The sequence below is a fragment of the Metallococcus carri genome, from assembly GCF_011440275.1.
Lineage (GTDB): Bacteria > Actinomycetota > Actinomycetes > Actinomycetales > Dermatophilaceae > Metallococcus > Metallococcus carri.
On sequence record NZ_JAAOIV010000001.1, the window covers coordinates 345,955 to 365,742 of the forward strand.

Annotated in this window: 19 protein-coding genes; 6 read left to right on the plus strand and 13 right to left on the minus strand. The window is 70.4% G+C overall.

The features are described from left to right. Nucleotides 1-30: 30 nt before the first annotated feature. Both G9U51_RS01730 and G9U51_RS01735 read right to left on the minus strand, forming a co-directional pair. Nucleotides 31-1,869, minus strand: coding sequence for a bifunctional metallophosphatase/5'-nucleotidase (locus tag G9U51_RS01730; protein ID WP_166192156.1), 1,839 nt, complete (start codon nucleotides 1,867-1,869; stop codon nucleotides 31-33). A 123-nt stretch (nucleotides 1,870-1,992) separates the two neighbouring features. Further along, nucleotides 1,993-3,225 carry a homogentisate 1,2-dioxygenase gene (locus G9U51_RS01735; RefSeq protein ID WP_166192624.1) on the minus strand — a complete coding sequence of 411 codons (1,233 nt, stop codon included), beginning with the start codon at nucleotides 3,223-3,225 and terminating at the stop codon, nucleotides 1,993-1,995. Nucleotides 3,226-3,301: 76 nt separating this feature from the next. On the opposite strand from G9U51_RS01735, the gene G9U51_RS01740 reads away from it, so the two are divergent. Beyond that, nucleotides 3,302-4,111, plus strand: coding sequence for a hypothetical protein (locus tag G9U51_RS01740; protein WP_166192159.1), 810 nt, complete (start codon nucleotides 3,302-3,304; stop codon nucleotides 4,109-4,111). Beyond that, complete coding sequence (gene fahA, locus G9U51_RS01745; protein WP_166192162.1) at nucleotides 4,112-5,326, plus strand: fumarylacetoacetase; 1,215 nt, start codon at nucleotides 4,112-4,114, stop codon at nucleotides 5,324-5,326. Here the strand turns inward: fahA and G9U51_RS01750 are convergent. After that, entirely contained in the window at nucleotides 5,315-6,115 is an 801-nt protein-coding gene (locus G9U51_RS01750) for an RDD family protein (protein WP_166192165.1), read from the minus strand. The two genes, fahA and G9U51_RS01750, sit on opposite strands and share 12 nt — an antisense overlap. Before the next feature lie 136 nt (nucleotides 6,116-6,251). Between G9U51_RS01750 and fdhA the strand changes: the two genes are divergently transcribed. Next, nucleotides 6,252-7,466, plus strand: coding sequence for a formaldehyde dehydrogenase, glutathione-independent (gene fdhA / locus G9U51_RS01755; RefSeq protein WP_166192168.1), 1,215 nt, complete (start codon nucleotides 6,252-6,254; stop codon nucleotides 7,464-7,466). Here fdhA and G9U51_RS01760 read toward each other — a convergent pair. Continuing rightward, nucleotides 7,456-8,301, minus strand: a complete 846-nt coding sequence (locus G9U51_RS01760) for an NAD(P)-dependent oxidoreductase (protein ID WP_166192171.1) — start codon at nucleotides 8,299-8,301, stop codon at nucleotides 7,456-7,458. The genes fdhA and G9U51_RS01760 overlap by 11 nt on opposite strands. Before the next feature lie 7 nt (nucleotides 8,302-8,308). Next, nucleotides 8,309-9,211, minus strand: a complete 903-nt coding sequence (locus G9U51_RS01765; protein WP_166192174.1) for an AurF N-oxygenase family protein — start codon at nucleotides 9,209-9,211, stop codon at nucleotides 8,309-8,311. Nucleotides 9,212-9,333: 122 nt separating this feature from the next. Between G9U51_RS01765 and G9U51_RS01770 the strand changes: the two genes are divergently transcribed. Then, complete coding sequence (locus tag G9U51_RS01770) at nucleotides 9,334-9,621, plus strand: DUF4873 domain-containing protein (protein ID WP_166192177.1); 288 nt, start codon at nucleotides 9,334-9,336, stop codon at nucleotides 9,619-9,621. A 7-nt stretch (nucleotides 9,622-9,628) separates the two neighbouring features. On the opposite strand, the gene G9U51_RS01775 is transcribed toward G9U51_RS01770, so the two are convergent. The 7 genes from G9U51_RS01775 to hppD are packed head-to-tail and all read right to left on the minus strand — an operon-like array spanning nucleotide 9,629 to nucleotide 17,617. Next, complete coding sequence (locus G9U51_RS01775; protein ID WP_328823250.1) at nucleotides 9,629-10,126, minus strand: DUF3253 domain-containing protein; 498 nt, start codon at nucleotides 10,124-10,126, stop codon at nucleotides 9,629-9,631. Further along, on the minus strand, nucleotides 10,123-11,103 hold the full coding sequence (locus G9U51_RS01780) for a glycosyltransferase (protein WP_166192183.1): 981 nt from the start codon (nucleotides 11,101-11,103) through the stop codon (nucleotides 10,123-10,125). The genes G9U51_RS01775 and G9U51_RS01780 overlap by 4 nt, the downstream gene beginning before the upstream one ends. Further along, complete coding sequence (locus G9U51_RS01785; protein ID WP_166192186.1) at nucleotides 11,100-13,370, minus strand: glycosyltransferase family 2 protein; 2,271 nt, start codon at nucleotides 13,368-13,370, stop codon at nucleotides 11,100-11,102. Before G9U51_RS01785 ends, G9U51_RS01780 begins: the two co-directional genes overlap by 4 nt. Next, nucleotides 13,358-14,215: a glycosyltransferase family 2 protein gene (locus G9U51_RS01790; RefSeq protein WP_166192627.1), complete on the minus strand. Its 858-nt coding sequence runs from the start codon at nucleotides 14,213-14,215 to the stop codon at nucleotides 13,358-13,360. Before G9U51_RS01790 ends, G9U51_RS01785 begins: the two co-directional genes overlap by 13 nt. After that, nucleotides 14,215-15,246, minus strand: a complete 1,032-nt coding sequence (locus tag G9U51_RS01795) for a UDP-N-acetylglucosamine--N-acetylmuramyl-(pentapeptide) pyrophosphoryl-undecaprenol N-acetylglucosamine transferase (RefSeq protein ID WP_166192189.1) — start codon at nucleotides 15,244-15,246, stop codon at nucleotides 14,215-14,217. The genes G9U51_RS01790 and G9U51_RS01795 overlap by 1 nt, the downstream gene beginning before the upstream one ends. After that, the gene (locus G9U51_RS01800) at nucleotides 15,243-16,352 is read right to left on the minus strand and encodes a glycosyltransferase (RefSeq protein WP_166192192.1); all 1,110 of its coding nucleotides are present in this window, start codon (nucleotides 16,350-16,352) and stop codon (nucleotides 15,243-15,245) included. Before G9U51_RS01800 ends, G9U51_RS01795 begins: the two co-directional genes overlap by 4 nt. 59 nt (nucleotides 16,353-16,411) lie before the next feature. Next, the gene (gene hppD / locus G9U51_RS01805) at nucleotides 16,412-17,617 is read right to left on the minus strand and encodes a 4-hydroxyphenylpyruvate dioxygenase (RefSeq protein ID WP_166192195.1); all 1,206 of its coding nucleotides are present in this window, start codon (nucleotides 17,615-17,617) and stop codon (nucleotides 16,412-16,414) included. Between the two features lie 108 nt (nucleotides 17,618-17,725). On the opposite strand from hppD, the gene G9U51_RS01810 reads away from it, so the two are divergent. Beyond that, nucleotides 17,726-18,205 carry an Lrp/AsnC family transcriptional regulator gene (locus tag G9U51_RS01810; RefSeq protein ID WP_235945287.1) on the plus strand — a complete coding sequence of 160 codons (480 nt, stop codon included), beginning with the start codon at nucleotides 17,726-17,728 and terminating at the stop codon, nucleotides 18,203-18,205. Here the strand turns inward: G9U51_RS01810 and G9U51_RS01815 are convergent. Further along, nucleotides 18,195-18,824 (minus strand): IclR family transcriptional regulator, encoded by a 630-nt coding sequence (locus tag G9U51_RS01815; protein WP_166192201.1) that lies wholly within the window; start codon nucleotides 18,822-18,824, stop codon nucleotides 18,195-18,197. The two genes, G9U51_RS01810 and G9U51_RS01815, sit on opposite strands and share 11 nt — an antisense overlap. A gap of 33 nt (nucleotides 18,825-18,857) precedes the next feature. Here G9U51_RS01815 and G9U51_RS01820 point away from each other — a divergent pair, with 33 nt between their 5' ends. Beyond that, the gene (locus tag G9U51_RS01820; protein ID WP_166192204.1) at nucleotides 18,858-19,787 is read left to right on the plus strand and encodes a P1 family peptidase; all 930 of its coding nucleotides are present in this window, start codon (nucleotides 18,858-18,860) and stop codon (nucleotides 19,785-19,787) included. Nucleotide 19,788 lies beyond the last annotated feature (1 nt).

A 19,788-nucleotide genomic window follows, 5' to 3' on the forward strand; every position in this document is an offset into this window, starting at 1 on the left:
CGCCGTCCGGGCGTCCTACCAGTGTTGAGATCAGGCGGTCACCGTGATCGGGGTGGTGCCGTAGACGATCCGCCAGTCGATGGTGTGGAAGCTCGGCGGGTCGATGACCTTGTTCGCCGTCACCCAGTCGATGATCAGCTGGCGGATCTCCGCCTGCCGGTTGTAGACGACCGGCGCGGTCGTCACGCCCGGGAAGCCGCCACCACCGGACTGGCGGTAGTTGTTGATCGCGATGACGAAGGAGTCACCGTCCGCGACCGGGGCGCCGCCATAGGCGAGGTTGCGGATCCGGTTGCCGGCCGGCACCGACAGGTCGATGTCGTAGGTGAGCCGCGCGTCCAGACCACCCATGACGTCGTAGTTGTAGTCCGGCGTGCCATTCGGCGCGGTCGGGGTCACCGCGTTGGTCACCTGCGACGACGGCAGCGGGCCGGCGTTCGGCACCTGCTTGAAGTACTCCGCGGACTTCTCCAGATAGGCCTTCACCTGCGCGCCGGTGAACCTGATGCCGAGCAGGGTGTTGTCGTAGATGTAGAGGCCGGCCACGTCGCGCACGGTGACATCGCCCTGCGGGATCCGCGCGGTGCGGCTGAACGGCGCGGCGATCGACAGCACCGGCGTGTTCGCGTCGGCGGTGCCGGCCAGGCCGGCCTTGACCGCCTGCGCCTGCACCAGGTTGATCAGGTCGACGGCTGCCGAGTCCTCCCAGCAGGCCGTCGCGCCGGTCATCTCCTGGGTGCAGGTGCCGATCACGCTGTTCACATAGCCGAGCACCTTCTCGTGCTCGCTGCGCACCGCGCTCGCCACGGCCGGGTCCTCGCCGGCGGTGTTGGCGTTGAGCAAGGTCGCGGTCGCCGTCGCCACCTGCCACTGTCCGCGCACCTTCTTCAGCTGCAGGTCCATCACCGTGACGCGCATGCCCCAGTAGAGCGGTTCGGACAGCAGCACCTGCTTGCCGGTCTGTTCGTTGGTGACATAGCGCTGCGGGATCTCCCGGTGCGCGTGACCGACCAGGATCGCGTCGATGCCCGGAACCTGTTGTGCCAGAAGGGTGCTCGCGTTCTCCGGGTAGGGCAGCGCGTCGCCATACGAGCTGGAGGTGTCGGCACCGGAGTGACAGGAGACGATGACGACATCGGCGCCCGCGGCCTTCACCTGCGGGATGACGACCTTCGCCTGCTCGACGATGCCGTTGAACTTCACCTTGCCCTCGACATTCGCCTTGTCCCAGATCGCGACACCGGGGGTGACCAGGCCGACGATGCCGACCTTGACCGGCTTGCGGTCCGGCACCGTCACGGTCTTGATGAGGTATGACGGGAAGACCGGCTGGCCGGTGTTCCAGTCCAGGGCGTTGGCGCCCAGCAGCGGGTGGTTCAGCTGGCTTTGGAAGGTGCGCAGGATGTCCAGGCCGTAGTTGAACTCGTGGTTGCCGAGGGCGGCCGCGTCGTAGCCGATGGCGTTCATCGCAAGGGCCATCGGGTGCTTCACGCTCGCGCTGATCGGGTCGATCTTGGCGTAGTAGTAGGCGAGCGGGGTGCCCTGGATGGTGTCGCCGGCATCGAGGGTGAGGCAGCCGGCCGCGCCGCGCTCGGCACGCACCGCCTTGATCAGCGTGGCGGCCTTGGCGGCGCCGATGTCGTTGTGCGCCTTGTCGTCATACTCGGCGTTCTTGAAGTAGTCCCAGTTGTAGACATTGCCGTGCAGGTCGGTGGTGCCGAGCACGGTGAGCAGCAGGTCGTTGCCGGTCGTCGTCGGGGCGGCCTCGGCGCCGGTGGCGGTGAGGCCGGTCAGGCCGGCGCCGCCGACCATCGCCATCGCGAGCACCTGCCGGCGGCTGGCGGCAGTGCGGATGCTGGGGTGAGACATGCGGGCTCCTCGGGGATAGGAAGTGCGGCCCGCCCCTCCGCGGACCACCGCCCGACGCTAGCGGCCGAGGCTGGGAACGGCATCCCTGCGGTGGCGACGGTGGGAGAGTTCACCCGAAGTTCGTCAGCCGCGGCGGCCACCGATCCAGGACCAGGCGTACTTGCCGTCGTCGACCGCGGTGCCGGCCTCGCCGAGCTCCAGCGGCCGGAAGGTGTCGACCATGACCGCGAGCTCGTCGAAGGCCTCGACGCCGATCGACTTCTCGTAGGCGCCCGGCTGCGGTCCATGCGCGTGCCCGCCCGGGTGCAGGCTGATCGAGCCCTTGCCGATGCCCGAGCCCTTGCGCGCCTCGTAGTCGCCGTCGACGTAGAACATGACCTCGTCGCTGTCGACATTGGAGTGGTAGTAGGGCACCGGAATCGACAGCGGGTGGTAGTCGACCTTGCGCGGCACGAAGTTGCAGATGACGAAGTTCTGTCCCTCGAAGACCTGGTGCACGGGCGGCGGCTGATGCACCCGCCCGGTGATCGGCTCGAAGTCGCTCACGTTGAAGGCATAGGGATAGAGGCAGCCGTCCCAGCCGACCACGTCGAGCGGGTGGAAGGGATAGGTGTAGATCGTGCCGACGATGCCGGTGGCACCGCGGTGCTTGATGAAGACCGGCGTCGACTCGCTCGGGTCCGCGCCGATGTGCTCCGCGAGCAGCGGGCCCTCCGGTCCGCGCAGGTCGCGCTCGCAGTATGGCGCGTGCTCGAGCAACTGCCCGAAGCGCGACAGATACCGCTTCGGCGGGGTGATGTGGCTGTTCGCCTCGATGCAGTAGGCCCGCAGCGGCTCGGTGTAGCCCTCCTCGCCCTCGACCAGCGGCAGCCAGCGGTGTGTCGTCGCGCGGGGGATCACCAGGTAGTCGCCCTCGCCCACGGTGAACGCGCCGAAGACGGTCTCGACGCGGGCGCCGCCACGCTCGACATACACGCACTCGTCACCGATGCCGTTGCGGTACCACGGGCTGGCGACGTCGGCGACCACATACGAGATCCGCACATCGCCGTTGCCGAGCACGAGCCGCCGCCCGGTGACCACGTCGACGTCCGTGCTGGTGTCGTCGAACAGATCGTGCAGCGTCAGGTGACGCGGCAGCAGGGGGTGGTTGGGCGTTGTGCGCAGCGCCTCACCGAGGTCCCAGTCGGCGGCATCCTCGATCGCCGAGGGGATGAAGCGGTGGTAGAGCAGCGAGGAGTCGGAGGAGAAGCCCTCCTCCCCCATCAGTTCCTCGAAGTAGAGGTCACCCTCGGGCGTGCGGTGCTGGGTATGCCGCTTCGGCGGGATGCTGCCTTGCGCGCGGTAGAACGCCACGGTGACCTCCAAAGCGTCCGATTATCGGACGGGCACGTATTGGTTTTCGCTCTCAGCATTCAGTACGGTGTGGGCCATGTCAACGCCGGCGCCACCGCTGTTCGCCACGCTCTTCGACGACGCCGCCGTCTTCCCTCCGGGCAATGCACCCCTGGTCGACGCCATCGCCCGGCGACTGGATCGCGCAGGCCGCGACGACGAGACCTATGTCGGCCCGCTGCTCGTGCCGCCGCGCCTGGTCGCCGAGGCGCTGAGCGCCACCCACCCCCTGCCGATCGTGGTGGTCGGCCGTCCCGGCACGCCGTGCGACGAGATCCTCGACGCCGCGAAAACAGTTGCGGCACACCAGCTTCACTCGCTCTCCGGGATCCAGCTCGGCCACGCGCCCGGCTGGGAGGCAGCCCTCGAGCTCGCGGTCCCGGTGTCGGTCGAGCTCGCCGCGGGCGATCTGACGCCTCTGGCCGCGCTCGCTGTGCACCGCGGCTCGGTCGCCGGCAAACTGCGCACCGGCGCCACACCCGACATCCCGGTGCCCAGCCCCGAGCAGCTCGCCGCCTTCATCGCCGCCAGCCTCGCCGGAGGGCTGAGGTTCCGGCTCACCGGCGGACTGCATTTCGCGGTCAGCCACGGTGATGGCGAGGGCCGCGAGTTCGGCTTCCTCAACGTCATCGCCGCCACCGCTGCGCTGCAGGACGGCACCGACCCGCACGACGCCGCCGCCCTGCTCGACGAGCGCTCCGAGGCCATCGTGGTCGAACGGATCCGCTCGATCACCGATCCCGTGCGCGTGCGCTCGGCCTTCGCCTCCTACGGTTGCTGCGAGGTCACCGACCCGATCGCGGAGATCCGCCGCCTGCACCTGGACACTGTCGAAGGGACCACCTGAGTGAGCACCGACCTGCCCGTCACCGAGCTCTTCGGCCTGGACAACCTGCCGTATGGCGTGGCCTCCACCTCGACCGGCGCCCCGCACGTGGTGGCCCGCCTGGGCGATCACGCGATCGATCTGGGCGGCCTCGCGCAGAGCGCCGGCGGGGAGCGCTGGACCGTCGCCTGGCAGAGCGACTCGCTGAATCCCTTTGTGGCCCAGGGCCGTTCGTCCTGGACCGCGGCCCGGGAGTGGTTGCGCGCCACGCTGGCCGACGAGACGCGACGAGACACGGTGCTGCGCCACCTGGTGCCGCTCGGCGAACTGCGGCTGCATCTGCCGCTGCAGGTCGGCGACTATGTCGACTTCTACGCCAGCGAGCAGCACGCCAACAATGTCGGCCGGATCTTCCGCCCCGACGGCGACGCGCTCACCCCCAACTGGAAGCACCTGCCGATCGGCTACCACGGCCGCTCCGGCACGATCGTGGTGAGCGGCACCGATGTGGTGCGCCCGGCCGGTCAGCGCAAGGGCCCCCAGGACCCGGCGCCGGTCTTCGGCCCGAGCATCCGCCTCGACATCGAGGCCGAACTCGGCTTCGTCACCGGCGGCGAGACCCGCATGGGCCAGCCGCTGTCGGTCGACGCGGCCGACGACCATCTCTTCGGCGTCGGACTCTTCAACGACTGGTCGGCGCGCGACCTCCAGGCCTGGGAGTATGTGCCGCTCGGCCCGTTCCTCGGCAAATCCTTCGCCTCCTCGCTGTCCGCGTGGATCACTCCAATGGACGCCTTGGCGGCGGCGAAAACCTCTCTGCCGCAGCAGGATCCGCAGCCCTTGCCCTACCTGCGCGGTGATCGGCTCTTCGGCCTGGACCTGCAGATCGAGGTCCGCCTGAACGGCGAGGTGATCTCGCGGCCGCCCTACGGCTCGATGTACTGGTCGCCCACCCAGATGCTCGCCCACCTCACCGTCAACGGTGCAAGCGTGCGTCCTGGCGACCTGTTCGCCTCCGGCACGGTGAGCGGTGACGAACCCGGCCAGCGCGGGTCACTGCTCGAGCTCACCTGGAGCGGCCAGCAGCCGCTGCGACTCGCCGACGGCTCGGAGCGCGCCTTCCTGCAGGACGGCGACGAGGTCGTGCTCACCGCGACCGCGCCGGGCACCGACGGCGGGCGGATCGGCCTCGGCGAATGCCGCGGCCGGATCGTCGCCGCCGGCTCAGCGGACTGAGCGCGGCGGGTCGCCCCGCACCACATAGGTCTTGGCGAATTTGTCGTGCCAGGCCTGCCGCTTGGGGTCGTGCAGCGGCCACAGATAGTCCACGAGCTGCGCGATCGCCGCGACGAAACTCAGCACCGGCACGGCGCCGAGCAGGTTGGTGCCGAGCTTGACCAGGCTGCGGATGCCGGCGTGGCCCCACGACGGCGGCGCCGGCGAGGCCTCGCTGCGCACCCGGATGCCGGTCGCCAGTTTGCCGACCGTGCGGCCGGTCGTGTGGGTCAGCACGACGTCGTAGACCATCGCCACCACCGCGGCGATCACGATGACCTGCCAGGGGAAGACGAGCAGGTCGTCCGGCTGGGCCGGCATCCTGCCGCCCTTGCCCGCCTGGCTCATCACCTGATCGGTCCAGTCCAGATAACCGCGCACCCAGGGCTGGAACCACACCCAGCCCAGCGGGATCGCGATGGTGAAGGTGATCAGGTTGTCGATGATCTGGGCGAACACCCGCCGCCACCAGCCGGACAACTCCGCCCCATCCGGCGTGCGCGCGACCTGACGTGACTGCGGACCGGGCCGCTGCGGCATACCGGGCCACGGCTGTTGCTGGTGCGGGGCCGGCCACTGCCCGACCGGCTCCTGCTGCGCGCTCGGCGGCGGCGGGGTGCCGATCGAGGACCGGTCCAGGCCGGGCTTGACCTTGGGCATCGTGCGGTCGGACCACAGGATGCCGTCCCAATACCGCAACAGCGTCGGGTCATCGGGGTCGTCATACCAGCCGGACGGGCGCTGTTCCATGAGGGGAATCCTGCCAAATCGTCCCCGGATGTCCGAGGACCGGTCGCTCGACCCTGGTTTCTGTGAGCCGGGCCAGCTAGCGTCGAATGTGAGCTGGGTCACATCGGCTCGGCTCCACCGTCAAGGAGTGAGCAGCATGACCGACAACCGCGTCGTGGTTTACAAGGGCACCGGACAGGTCGCCGTGGAGTCCATCGACTACCCCAAGCTGGAGATCCCCAAGGAAGTCGCGAGCCATTTCGGCATCGCGCAGAAGGCGCCGCACGCCGCGATCCTCAAGCTCGTCACCACCAACATCTGCGGCTCCGACCAGCACATGGTGCGCGGCCGCACCACCGCCCCGGTCGGTCAGACGCTCGGCCACGAGATCACCGGCGAGGTGGTCGAGGTCGGCGAGGACGTGCTCTTCGTCAAGAAGGGCGACATCTGCTCGACGCCGTTCAACATCGCCTGCGGGCGCTGCCGGATGTGCAACGAGGGCAAGACCGGCATCTGCCTCAACGTCAACCCCGCGCGAGCGGGCGCGGCCTATGGGTATGTCGACATGGGCGGCTGGATCGGCGGGCAGGCGGACTACGTGATGGTGCCGTATGCCGACTTCAACCTGCTGCCCTTCCCCGACCGGGACCAGGCACTGGACAAGATCCTCGACCTGACGATGCTGTCCGACATCTTCCCCACCGGCTATCACGGGGCGTACACGGCAGGCACCCGCACCGGGTCGACGGTGTATGTCGCCGGCGCGGGCCCGGTGGGCCTGGCCGCCGCCTATTCGGCGCAGCTGCTCGGCGCGTCGGTCGTGATCGTCGGTGACATGAACGCCGAACGACTCGCGCAGGCACGCAGCTTCGGCTGCGAGACCGTCGATCTGTCCTCCGACGGGGAGCTCGTCGACCAGATCGAGAAGATCACCGGCGAGCCCGAGGTGGACGCGGCGGTCGACGCCGTCGGCTTCGAGGCGCGCGGTCACGGTGAGGGCGCCGACGAGGCACCGGCCACCGTGCTCAACGACGCGATGACGGTCGCGCGTGCCGGTGCGGGCATCGGCATACCGGGGCTGTATGTCACCGGCGACCCCGGGGCCGCGGACGACAACGCCAAGGAGGGCACGCTCGGCATGCGGCTCGGGCTCGGCTGGGCCAAGTCGCACTCCTTCGCGACCGGCCAGTGCCCGGTGAAGCGGTACAACCGCGGGCTGATGAACATGATCCTCGCGGGCAAGGCGGAGATCGCCAAGGCGGTGAACGCCACGGTGATCAGCCTGGACCAGGCGCCGGAGGGTTACGCCGACTTCGACAAGGGCGCGGCCAAGAAGTACGTCATCGACCCGCACGGGATGGTCAAGAAGTAGGCCGGTCGTAGCCGCTCCGCAGGGCGGCCCAGTCGGCGTCGGCGAGCCCGGCGTCGAGGGCGGTGCGCACCACCCGTGCGGCGGCCGGTGTCATCGTCAACGGCACCTCGGTCGCCGCGGACGCGAGCCGAATGTCCTTGTCCAGCAAGCGAATCGGCGTCCCGCGATCCGGGTTGCCGCCCGTCATCGCAGCGCGCAGGTGACGGCGCAGCATCGCGCTGTCGGCGAACCCGCTGCTGAGCACCTCCTCGGCCGCGTCGGGACCGATCCCGGCGCGGTCGAGCACGGCTGCCGCCTCGGCGGCGCAGGCCGTGTGCGACGCGACGAGCATCTGGTTGACCAGCTTCAGGGTGACGCCGGCTGCGGTGCCGCCGACCGGGACGACCGTGGCGCAGTACGCCTCCAGCACGGGCGTCGCCCGCGCGAGGGCGTCCGCGTCGCCGCCGACCATCGCGGTCAGGGTGCCGGCCTCGACCCCAGCGACGCCGCCGGTGACCGGCGCGTCGAGATAGCGGGCGCCGCGGTCGGCATACGCCTGGGCGACCTCGCGGGTGACCTCGGGCGAACAGGTGGCGTGCTCGATGAAGACCTGACCGGGGCGCGCCACCCAGGCCATGCCGCCTTCGCCCAGCGCAATCGATCGCACCGCGTCGTCGTCGAGCACGCAACTGAGGACGACCGCGCAGGTGGCCGCGAGCTCGCCGACTGACCCGGCGACCCGCGCACCCGCGACCGCCCGCGGCGTGCGGTTCCAGACCAGCGGGTCGTGACCGGCGGCGCGCAGCCGCGCCACCATCGCCGACCCCATGGCGCCGAGGCCGACGAAGCCGATCATGGCCCGATCACATCAGATGGACGGCCTTGTACTCCCAGCGGGTGTGCGGCCCGATCAGCCCGTGCTCATCCAGGAAGCCGGTCACCCGCTCGCCCATCCAGCGCAAGGTCTCGTGGTAGTGCGGGTTGCGCATCGCCTCGCGTCGCGCGGCCCGCGGGTCGAGTCCGACGCTCGCGTAGACCTGCGGGTTGACCATGCCGCGCGCGATCACGGCGGCGGTCTGGGCGAGCACGGACTGGTGGTAGGTGAGCGCGACCGGGTTGAGGGTCGGCACCGTGCGCTCGATCTCCTCGCGCGCGAAGGTCATGTGCCGTGCTTCCTCCAGCACGTGGATGCGCGCCACCATCCGCGCCAACGGCTGCAGCCGGTCGTCCTTGATCAGCTCGCGCTGCCAGCGGTCGAGCAGTTCCTCGGCAACGAGGATCGCGGCATACGCGCTGGCGCCGAAGCCGATGGTGCGGAACAGGGCGCCGAGCTTGTCCATCCAGACCGGTGGGCGGTGGTAGTCGACGCCGCACCGGTCGATGAACTTGCCGAACATCACCGAGTGGCGGCATTCGTCACCGAGCTCGGTCAACGCGTACTGCATCCGCTCCGAGCGCGGGTCGTCGTCGTAGAGGTCGCGCACCACCATCTGCATCAGGATCAGCTCGAACCAGATGCCGACGCCGGCGATCGAACACACCTCGTGACGGGACATCTCGATCCGCTGCTCGTCGGTGAGCCGCTCCCAGGTGGGGGTGCCGAAGAGCGACATCCGCTCGGGCTGCATGAAGAACCGGCCCTCCACCAGCGGTGCGGTCCAGTCGATATCGACCTCGGGGTCATACGCCTGCTTGACGCTGGAGATCAGCAACCGACGTGACGTCGCGTCGTCCAGCTGGGTGGTCCGCTCGAGCGTGGTGGTCATGATATTGGCCTTTCGCCGCTTTCATTACCGATCGGTAGCTTATCGACTACTGTGACGGCCACCACATCTGTAGTCAATGGCTTGGGCCATATTTCGGAAACCCTCGCGGCCGAGGAGGTCTCGTGAACGACGCACCAGAGCAGCTCACCGACGAGGGGTATGACGGCCCCGTCACCCTCACCGTCGAGGGGCGCGAGGTCACCGCCGATGCTTCGCTGCGCGGCGCGTTCATGCCGATCGACGGCCGGTTCCACTGGTACGGCCGGCTGGATTCGGTTGCGTCCCAGTCGCTTTCGAGCGGAGCGACGGTGACGATCACCACGCCACGCGGCTCGGCCGAGGGTCGCCTGAGCGACACCGACATGTGGGACCGGTTGCGCATCACCGGCTTCGGCCGGCCACCGTTCTGAGCATCGTCTACAGCTGCGGGCCGGCCGCCAGGCGGATCGGGCCCTTGGCCCCGTGCGGGTCGACCCGCTCCCCTTTCTGCTGGACCTCCAGCACGTCCTGCTCGGCGAGGGTCGCCGCGACCTCGCGGGCCTGATCCATCACCGAGCGCCAGTCCTCGCCGCCGACGACCCGCGCCGCATCGCTCGGGCAGATCGTGCTCGGCCGGCGGTGGCGCAGCAGGGTCCGGATGGCCGCGGCGAGCCGGTCGGCCCGGCCCTCCGGCGTCGGCGTCTCCCACCAGGGTTCGCCGCGCTCGCCCAGGGCGACCTTGGCATCCTGCACGGCCGGGCGAGCGGCATCCCCATCAGTGCGCACGGCCCGGCGGGCTCGCATGAGTTCGGCGACCAGCTCCGCCCGCAGCTTCTCCGGGATCGCCGGATCGCAGGCGCGCCAGCGGCGGCCCCCGATGATCAGGTAGCGACCGTCGGGCGTGCGCTGTGCAGGCTCGTCGCCAGCCACGGTCACCGCACCTCCGTCGCGACGGTGGCGAGGGTCTGCGCCACTCTCCGGGCCGCGCTCGCTGGTGTCGGCTGCAGCTCGACCCCGCGGGGCAGGACCGTCCATTCCGGCTCATGCCAGGCTCGCTCCACGGCAGCCGGCAGGTCGTCCACGATCCGCAGAGCGTGCGGGTTGCGGGCGGCCACCTCCCGTGCGAAGGCGTTGCGAGTGGTGAGCGGACGTCGGCCGGCGGCGTTCCAGACCGTCAGCGAACCGGAGGCCGACACGTGCTCGGGCGCTGCGACGGGCACGCGGACGGTGGCCATGGCATCGAGCAGGTCCGGCTCGCTGAGATAGCCGCTGCAGCTGAAGTCGCGGCCGAGCCGGGCGGCCCGGGCGGCATACCGATCGGCGAGTTCGGCATGGCCCTCGGAGGGCGCGCCCAGATTGAGCAGCCGGGCGGACGGCGGGAGCCCGGCCATGGCGGCGAGGACCCGCTCGTGGCCCTTGCCCGGATAGACGAACCCGGCCATCGCAATCGCGTCCCCATCGGGCCGAGCCTCTCGCTGCGGCGGGGTGATCGGCAGCGGAACGACCTCCACCGGGGTGTCGAGCGGCCCCAGCGCGTGCAGCAACCGGGCCTCGTGCGCGCTGCTGACCACGACCAGGCTGCTGTCCTGCGCGATGCGCAGATAGGTGGCTCGACGAGCCGCGAAATGCTGCCCGTCCGACGCCTGCGGCAGGTCGTGCAGTGTCACCGAGAAGCTGTGGCCGGCGGTGAGCGCCGCGACCGCGGATGCCGCCCTGGCGACGCCGCCGAAGAGGCGGTCGGTGAAATGCAGATGCACGTGCGCGGACCGATGGGCGCGCAGGCACTCGCTCGCGCGGCGCGCATCGGGCGCGCGGATCACCTGGTCGTCGGTCAGGGCAGGTTGACGCAGCAGCAGCCGAGCGTGCGCCACGACACCGTGTCGCTCCGGGCCGACCACCACGTGCACCGTCACCGTCGCCACCCCCATTCGGCTTCGAGATCGGGAGTATGCCGCAGCGACCGAGCAGCCACCCAGGGCGGCAGCCCCTCGACCGTTCTGCGCGGGGTATGCCGGTGCGCTGCGCGCACGTCGACCACGTGCGCCTCGAGGTCACGGTGCCGGTAGCTTTTCGCCCCCGCAGCGATGATGGCGGGCACCGAGCAGGTGAGGATGCACGGCCTCGACAGGTGAATCTCCCAGGGCGTGCGCCCGCGCCGATAGGACGTGCGCACCCGGGGGTCGGCCGCCAGCTCCGGCGGTAAGGGCGTGCCCGCCGGAACGATGAGAGCGACATCGGTGGACGCGAAAAGGCTTGCGGCACAGGCGATCAGCGCGCTGTCGTCCCCCGCGTGGTCGAGCAGCACAGCGACGTGCGCGTGCTCCCAGACGAGCGCGCCGTGCCGCAGGTGTGGATCCGGGATCAACGGCGCGATCGCGCGCATCTCTGCATTCTTGCGAGCGGTGCGATCGAGCGAACCCTCTGGCCGGCGGCCCTGCTCGGCCCCCTCATGCCAGGCCACCGCGTCCCGGACGTGGAGCAGATCGGCGCCAGCGATCCACGCTCGGTGGGCGAGCTCCCAGTCCTCACCGCCGTACGCGCGGAAGGATTCCTCGAAGCCACCGATCTGCTCGAACACGGCGCGGTCGATCCCGGCAACCGCGCTGATGACGAACCGGTAGGACCGCTCGTCCGCGTCGCGCAGATCGTCGGTCGCGGCATAACCCTCCTCCAGCCAGGCCGGGTGATCGAGCAACTCGGCGCCGGCAGGAGGATCGTCGCCGTCCGGCGCCACCCAGGGACGATCGGGTAGCCGCGCGTGCAGCCGACGGCCGACGACCAGGCCGCGGGTCTCGCGCACCGCGGCATACATCAGCTGCACGTAGGTGGAGGTGGGCGCCATGTCGGCGTCCAGGAACAGCACCACTGGCGCGGTCCCCGCGGCGGCGGCACGATTGCGCGCGGCAGCCGCCCGGAAGCCATCGCGCGACTGGTGCCGCACGACCACCTCGAAGGGTCGCTCGCCGACGACCGGCGGCTGCGGTGAGCCGTCGTCGCCGATGAAGACGGTCATGCGCTGCGCCGCGAAGGTCTGCTGCTCCAAGGCGTCGAGCAACCGGGTCAGCGCTCGCTGGTCGCAAAACCACGGGATGACGACATCCACCCGCGGATCGACCAGCGCGGCGTAGCGTCGCGCGTGCTCGATGGCTAGGCGTTCACGCTCTCGAATTCTTTTGTCTCGCAATGCTTTTCGGTCGATGGGCGGTGCGTCGAGGCAGGCCGACAGCGCAGCTTGCAGCGACGTCTCGGTCACCGCCTCGTCAGCCAGGTGGTAGACCGCCGTCGGGCACTGGTCGGCATAGGCCCCGTGATCGGGCGCGACCACGTGGACACCGGCGTCACGGCATGCCTCGGCCCAGCCGGAGTGCGTTCCCCAGCGGTAGGGCAGGACCGCGATGTCCAGCGTCTCCAGCCGCCGGGCGAGCGCGTCGTCGTCCTCCCAGGCGAGCTCGTGCACGACCACCTCGCCAGCGTGCTCGGCCAGCCAGTCCGCCAACCGATCGTCCCCCGCTCCGGGCCGTAGGTCGACGCACAGCCGCATCGGCCGGGTGGCGGTCGACAGGCGCCGCACGGCGCGCAGCAGGGGTTGCAGGAGGTCCACCCCGGCCGTCGACGCCCGCACCGCGCCGAGATGCACGCCCACCCGCACCGGCGCGCCGGGCAGCCGTGACGGGCGATCCCGGAAGGAGTCGAGCGGCAGGACGTGCGGATGAGCGAGGACGGTGGCGGCCCGGTCCCACCGACCGCGGATCGCCCGGGCAGCCGTCGGCGTCAAGGTGAACAGTTCGTCGGCCGCCGGCACGAGCACGTCCAGGAGTGCCTGGTGGGCCGACTGGTCGCGCAAGTGCGGGTTGCTGAGGTCATGGACCGTGAGCACCAGGGGCTTGCCGAGATCGCCCAGCGTGTCGACGAAGCCCCGTGCCCGCTCGACCGTGAGGTGCTCGAAACCGAAATGCAGGTGCACCAGGTCGAACTCCGCGGCGTGCTCCCGCAGCCAGGACGGTTCCAGTCCCTGGTGCGGCCACCATTGCCCCGCCTGCGGCCGGAACTCCCGGGGCACCTGCGGGTCTGGCAGGTGCACGACCGCAGGTGCGCCGGCGTCCGCGCTCCCCTGGACGGGCAACAGGTGCCGGGCATAGGCGTGGCCGGCGGGGATGGCCAGCACTCTCACCGGGCGCACAACCGCCACCCCACTCCGTCCGGCGCCACCAGGCCGGCCCGCTCGAACTCCGTCAGCCATCCGGTGGCGGGCCACCACCCCCACCGGTCGGCGAAGATCTGGCCGTTGCGGACGATCGACCGCACGTGCTGCACCGGAGGGGTGCTCACCGGGTGGTGCTGGTGATAAGCGTCAGCGCCGCCGACCCACACCAGGTCGACCCCGAATGTCGTTGCCCGACAAGCGAAATCGGTGTCTTCGACGCCATACCCGATGTAGCTCTCATCGAACCCGCCGATGCGCTCCCAGGTGGCCAGCGAGCAGGCGGTGGACAGCGACCACAGCAGGGCGTGCTCACCCAGCTCAGCCGCATTCGCGGGTGCGCGGCCCGCCGCGGGAACTCGCAGCGTTTCCCCCGGCGCGGGGTCCGGGCGCACCGGATGGGGTGAGCGATGCCGGCCGCACAACTCGAGCACGGCATCAGCCTCGAAGGGCAGCTGGATCGGCGGCAGGTAGGTGACCGGACCGCAGGCGATGGTCATCGGATTCGCTTGCAGCGCAGCGGCATACGAAGGCAAGGTGCTGCCGCCCGGCAGGCAGTCGACGTCCAGGAGCAGGACGGCGTCGGCGCCGAGGGACGCAGCGGTGGCGACCCCCACGTTGCGGGCTGCTGCCAGTGGCAGATCCGCTCCCGGGGCCGGGTGCTCGACGACGATGGTGTCCGGTGCGACGAGCGAACGCACTGCGGGATCGCCCATCGCGACGACGATGCGCGGGCCGGCTGGACGGAGAGCAGCCAGCACGGCTTCCTGGCGACGCAGGTGATCGGGCCGGCCCCGGACGATCGTCACCACGGCCAGCGACATCACAGCCACCGCCCGATGACCTCGAGGGCGCGGTCCACCGCATCCGGAGGAGCCCAGACCGACCAGTCCCGCGGCGCGAGCAGGGCCCGCTCGTAGACCGAGTTCCAGTCCTGCGGCTCCCGCCAGAGAGCGCGAGCCAGCCCATGGTGGTCCAGCACGGCCGCGGTCGCCGCCTGCTCGCCGTGCGGCCGCCGCTGCGGTATGACGATCGCCGGCCGGTCGGCAGCGGCGACCTCGGCAATGAGGTTCTGGCCGGCGTGGCACACCACGACCTCGCTGCTCACCATCGCGGCGGGTATGTCGTCACGCCAATCACCGGGGCCAGCGACGGTTCGCCGCCACGAACGCGACGACACTCGTCCCGACGGCGGCGTTCCGGGGAGCCAGGGCGCCCCGAGCTGTGCCGCCCCCGCATCCGGGGCCACGGCCTGGTCGAACAACGAGGCCGAGCCGCCGGCACCGTTCACCTCGAGCACGGCGCCCGGTGTGGCTGGCCGCGCCGCGACCGGAGCGGCCTCGGCCAGTGCGCCGGTGAAGACCACCCGCTCGCCCACCGCGGCCAGCCAGTCGGGGCGGTAGAGCCGCTCCGGCCACGGAGCGATGATCGCGTCGGCACAGGCGAACCCGAGCCGGTGCGCGGCATCGGAGCGGTCACCGGGCTGGGTGATGACCACGGTGGGTATGCCGAGCAGCCGGCCCAGCACCGTGACCTCGACCGAGGTGTCCGTCACCAGCACCGCCGGTGCGTGCTGGATCAACCACCCGGCGAGTCGGCGCATCCGTGCCGCGAACTGCCCGCCCTGCGGCGCCCAGTGCAGCAGCCCACCGGCCGTCGGGTCGTCGCCAGCTCGCGGGCGGTCGGCATCCGGCCCGATGTCGGCGTGCGCCACGCCCGCAAGGTCCGGCGGCTGGACGAAGTGCCCCAGCAGGGTCACCGCGCAGCCGCGCGCAGCCAGTCTCGTGCTGAGCAGCGTTGCGCGCCGAAGGTGCCCCCGGCCGTGATGGTGGACGTAGTAGGCGACCCGCGTCATACGGCCTGAGCGACGTCGGCGGCCAGGCCGCGATAGAGCGCAAGGTAGGTGTCCACCATGACGTGCACCGAGAGTTCTTGCTCGGCGGCGGCCCGGATCGCGGGCCGGTCGAGCCCGTCAACCGCTGCGATCGCGTCCGCCAACTGCTCCGGCGCATCGACGAGGACGCCGTTGACACCTGGCCGCACCAGTTCCGGCAGACCGCCGCGAGCGAGCGCCACCACCGGCGTCCCGCACATCAGCGACTCCGCGGCCACCAGGCCGAAGGGCTCGGTCCAGTCGGGGGTCACCAAGGTCGCCGTACTGGTGCCGTAGAAAGCCGCGAGCTCAGGTCCGGACAGATGCCCGGCGTAATGCACCTGCTCGCCATCGACGAAGGGAAAGACATGGGCAGCGGCATAGTCCTTGTCACTCACCGGGCCGGCCAGCCGCAGCCGCCGCCCCCGACGCAGCGCGGCCTGGATGGCGAGGTGGGGCGCCTTCTCCGGAGTGATTCGGCCCACCCAGGCCAGGGTGTCGCCGCCGGGGCCGAGCCGGAAACGTGCCGGGTCCACGCCGTTGTGGACGACCTGGATGCGATGGGACAGCGTGCTCCACTGCGCGGCGAGGAAGTGGCTCACGCTGGTGAAGATCTGCCGCCGGTCAGCGAGCTGTGCCGTGGCCTCGAGCCAGCTGAACGGCGGGGTGTGCAAGGTGGTCACCATCGGCGCTTGCACCAGGTCGGCGAGCGCTACCGGGTAGTGGTGCAGGCTGTGGTTGTGCACGACGTCGATGTCGGTGCGCTGCCGCAGGTGACGCATGGCCCACAGATAGGCGAGGTGACTTTCGATCTCCTCCGGCGGCGGGCAGGTCGTGTCCGCCCACGCAGTGTCGCTCAGGCTGAGCGGCGGGAAGACCTGCAGCTCGTCACACACCGTAGGGTCGGAGCCGGCAGCGGCATACAGGACGACCCGCGCGCCGCGCGCACGGAGCGTCTCGCACAGCTGCCACACGAACGACTCCTGCCCGCCGGCAAAGGGTTCGGCCACGGGAAAACGGCTCGGCGCGATGACGGCGATCCGCAGCTCACGCGCGTCGCGATCCGCGAGAGAACGGGCAAAAGACATGCTCGGTGTATATCAGCGGGCCCACGCCCTCCGGCGTCTTCGAGCGTGCGCTCTCTATCTCAGAGGTTGCCGCGCTTGTCCTGCTCGCGCTCGATCGCCTCGAAGAGCGCCTTGAAGTTGCCCTTGCCAAAGCCCAGCGAGCCGTGCCGCTCGATCAGCTCGAAGAAGACCGTCGGGCGGTCGCCGAGCGGCTTGGTGAAAATCTGCAGCAGGTAGCCGTCCTCGTCGCGGTCGACCAGGATGCCGCGCTTCTGCAGCTCCTCGACCGGCACCCGCACCTCGCCGATCCGGGCGCGCAACTCGGGGTCCTCGTAATAGGAGTCCGGGGTCTCGAGGAACTCAACGCCGTTGGCGCGCAAGTGATCCACGCTCGCCAGGATGTCCCCGGTCGCGACCGCGAGATGCTGCGCCCCGGCGCCGCGGTAGAACTCGAGGTATTCGTCGATCTGGCTCTTCTTCTTGGCGATGGCCGGTTCGTTGAGCGGGAACTTCACCCGGTGGTTGCCATTGGCGACGACCTTGCTCATCAACGCCGAGTAGTCGGTGGCGATGTCGTCGCCGATGAACTCGGCCATGTTCACAAAGCCCATCACCTTGTTGTAGAAGGTGACCCACTCGTCCATCTTGCCGAGCTCGACATTGCCGACGATGTGGTCGAGCGCCTGGAACAACCGCTTGGGCTGGCCGTCGCGCTTGACGAAGGTGGAGGCCTGCGCGGCATACCCCGGCAGGTAGGGACCGTGGTAGCGGCTGCGGTCCACGAGGGTATGCCGGGTCTCGCCGTAGGTCGCGATCGCGGCGATCCGCACCGTGCCGTGTTCGTCGGTCACGTCCTCGGGTTCGCGCAGCACCGTGGCACCGGCCTGCTTGGCCTGGGCGATGCACTTGTCGACATCCGGCACCTCGAGGGCGATGTCGACCACGCCGTCGCCGTGCTTGCGGTGGTGCTCCACCAGCGGGCTGTCCGGGTCGACCGCGCCGTTGATGACGAACCGGATCGAGCCGGACTTGAGCACGAACGACTTGTGGTCGCGGTTGCCGGTCTCCGGGCCGGAATAGGCGACGAGCTCCATCCCCCACACGCTTTGGTAATAGAGCGCCGACTGGGTGGCGTTGCCGCTGACGAAGACGATCGCGTCCCATCCGGTGACGGGGAACGGGTCGCGGTTGGCGTCGTAGTCGACCAGGCCGACCAGCTGCTTGAGCTGATCGAGGTCGAGGTCGGCGTCGCGCTCTTCTGCGGTGAGGTCGATGGTGTGGCTCATGGGCTCACTGTGACCCCGGTTACCCGTGCTCGGCAAACGGCTCCTTCTGGGGTGAGCACCCTGCACAGAATGACCGGCCAGGTGCGCGGTCCGCCATACACTTTGTCCATGCTCGACGACCTGGACCGCCGCCTGCTCCTTCTGCTGGACGAGGACCCCGCGATCGGGGTGCTCGGCGCCTCACGCCGGCTGGGCGTCGCCCGCGGCACCGTCCAGTCCCGGCTGGACCGGCTGCGCGAACGCGGCGTGATCGCCTCGACCGCCCCGACGCTCTCCCCCGCCGCGCTCGGCTATCCGGTCACCGCCTTCTGCACGCTGTCGATCGCCCAGCGCAATGGCCACCGGCGCATCGTCGAGCACCTGCGCGCGATCCCGGAGGTGCTGGAGATCCAGACGATCACCGGCGACGGCGACCTTTTCGTGCGGGTGGTGGCCAGGGACAACGCCGACCTGCAGCGGGTCATCGACCTGGTCGTCGAGGACGCGCAGGTCACTCGCAGTTCGACGGTGATCGCGCTCGCCGAGCTCTTGCCGCATCGCACCCGAGCGCTGCTCGAAGCGACGGGTGCGCCGCGCGTCAGCCGATGAGTCCGGCCAGCCGGTTCGCCGCGGCCAGCACGTAGGGCTCGACCCGCTCGGTCTGGACGGCTTCGAGGGAGACCACGCCGACCGACGCCTCGGCACCGGCGACCGGCGCCGCCAACCCGTGCGCGCCCGCCTGCAACTCACCCTCGGTGCGCACGACTCCCGTGCCGCCCTCGCGCCCGGCGAGGATGGCCCGGCCCGCCGCCCCCTCGCTGAGCGGGTGCCGCGCGCCCATCCGGTAGGCGACATGCAGATCGGTATGCCGGGGCTCCACGACCGCCACCGCGAGCGCGTCCCCGCGGTCGGCGACGGTGAGATGTGCGGTGCAGCCGGTGTGATCGGCCAGTTCCCGCAGCACGGGCAGCGCAGCCTCACGCACGCTGGGTAACACGGCCGCTGCGAGGCGAATCAGCCCGGTTCCCAACGCGATTCGCCCGTCGTCGCGACGGATGACCAGGTCGAGGCGAGCCAGCGAGGCGACCAACCGGTAGACGACCGGACGCCCCACGCCGAGATCCTGCGCGAGCTGGGTGACGGTGCGGCCGGCCGCAGCATCGGGCTCGGCGAGCCGCTCGAGCACGGCGAGGCCACGATCCATCGTCTGGGAGGTCTCCCGATCCATGCCGCCATCTAACCGCGTGGGTACGGTAGGGCGGTGCCGCACGGTCTCCACGACGCCATCACCGACGTGCCCGGAGTCCGGGTCGGGCACCGCACCCTGGTCCGCGGGACGGATATCCGCACCGGGGTGACCACGATCGTCCCCGACCCCCTCCCGACGCCCGCAAAACCGTTGCGCTGCAACGCTTTTGTCGGCAACGGCCACGGCAAGGCGGTCGGCCTGTCCCAGGTGCAGGAGCTGGGCGAACTCGAGACGCCGATCGTGCTCACCAACACCTTGTCCACCTTCCTGGCAGCCGACGCGCTGCTGGACTGGATGTTGCAGCGCACCGACGCGACCTCGCTCAATCCGGTGGTCGCCGAGTGCAATGACGGCTGGCTGTCCGACATCCGGGCCCGCGCCGTGAGCGCAGCCGACGTGCGGGCGGCGCTCGACGGCGCGACCGACGGACCGGTCGAGCGCGGTTCGGTCGGCGCCGGCACGGGCATGCGCGCGCTGGGATTCAAGGCCGGCATCGGCACCGCCTCCCGGCTGGTCGGCGCACACACGGTCGGCGTGCTCGTGCTGGCCAACTTCACCGGCCGGTTGCGCCTGGGCGGCCGCGAGGTCGCGCCCGCGGATGAGGTTGTGCCCGAAGGGAATTCGTGCATCGTGGTGGTCGCCACAGATCTGCCGGTCGACGCCCGGCAGCTGCGCCGGCTGGCCGCCCGAGGCGTGTACGCGATGGCTCGGGTCGGCGCGGAGTTCCGGCACGGCAGCGGTGACTACGCGATTGCCTTCACGACCTCGCACGAGACGCCGATGGACGACCGAGCGCTCGACGACACCTTCGTGGCCGTGCTGGATGCGACCGAGGCCGCGTTGCTGGATGCGCTCTGGTCGGTGCCGACCACCCGCGGGGTCGAGGGGCATGTCGCACACGGCCTGCGGGAGACCCTCGCAGACCGCGGCGAGGCGCGCTAAG